Source organism: Burkholderia reimsis, from assembly GCF_003294055.1.
Lineage (GTDB): Bacteria > Pseudomonadota > Gammaproteobacteria > Burkholderiales > Burkholderiaceae > Burkholderia > Burkholderia cepacia.
Genome location: NZ_QMFZ01000109.1, coordinates 1 through 1180, shown reverse-complemented (window position 1 = coordinate 1180; position 1180 = coordinate 1). Strand labels below are relative to the sequence as shown.

Below are 1180 nucleotides of genomic sequence, written 5' to 3'. Positions count from 1 at the left end.
CTGAACCACACGCTGATCGCGCTGGGCATCATCCACACGCCGCTGCGCCTCTATCACAGCGACGCGGGCGTCTACATCGGGATGGTCTATTCGTACCTGCCGTTCATGGTGATGCCGCTGTACGCGCACCTCGTGAAGATGGACCTCACGCTGCTCGAGGCCGCATACGACCTCGGCGCGAAGCCGTGGGTCGCGTTCACGCGCATCACGCTGCCGCTGTCGAAGAACGGGATCATCGCCGGCAGCCTGCTGGTGTTCATCCCGGCGGTGGGCGAGTACGTGATTCCGGAACTGCTGGGCGGCGCCGACACGCTGATGATCGGGCGCGTGATGTGGGATGAATTCTTCAACAACATGGACTGGCCGATGGCGTCCGCGGTGACGGTCGCGATGGTGATGCTGCTGCTGGTGCCGATGGCGCTGTTCCAGTACTACCAGGTCAAGGAACTGGAGGACGCGAAATGATCAAGCCGAGCAAACCGCTGTCGACGGGCGTCCTCGCCTTCGGCTTCCTGTTCCTGTACATCCCGATCATCAGCCTGGTGGTGTACTCGTTCAACGAGTCGAAGCTGGTGACGGTGTGGTCGGGCTTCTCGCTGAAGTGGTACAGCGCGCTGCTGGACGACGACGAGCTGCTGACCGCCGCGTGGCTGTCGCTGAAGATCGGCCTGTTGACGGCCACCGCGTCGGTCGTGATCGGCACGTGGGCGGGTTTCGTGCTCGCGCGCTTCGGCCGCTTCAAGGGCTTCACGCTGTACACGGGGATGATCAACGCGCCGCTGGTGATTCCGGAAGTGATCCAGGGCATCTCGCTGTTGTTGCTGTTCGTTGCGCTGGAGCAGATGTTCGGCTGGCCGAAGGGGCGCGGGATGGTGACGATCTGGATCGGCCACGTGATGCTGTGCGTGTCGTACGTGGCGATCATCGTGCAGTCGCGCGTGAAGGAGATGAACAAGTCGCTGGAGGAGGCGGCGCTCGACCTGGGCGCGACGCCGCTGAAGGTGTTCTTCGTGGTGACGCTGCCGCTGATCTCGCAGGCGCTGCTGTCGGGGTGGCTGCTGTCGTTCACGCTGTCGATCGACGACCTGGTGCTGTCGGCGTTCCTGTCGGGGCCGGGGTCGACGACGCTGCCGCTGGTGGTGTTCTCGCGCGTGCGGCTGGGGCTGAACCCGGAGATGAA

The 1180-nt window shown here is 64.0% G+C and carries 2 protein-coding genes; both read left to right on the top strand.

The annotated features are described in order from the left end of the window. The coding region (locus tag DPV79_RS41425; protein WP_113048172.1) for an ABC transporter permease at nucleotides 1-465 on the top strand (465 nt) is incomplete at its 5' end. After that, a partial coding sequence (locus DPV79_RS41420) for an ABC transporter permease subunit (protein ID WP_060049350.1) occupies nucleotides 462-1180 on the top strand: 719 nt, incomplete at its 3' end. The genes DPV79_RS41425 and DPV79_RS41420, both read left to right, overlap by 4 nt.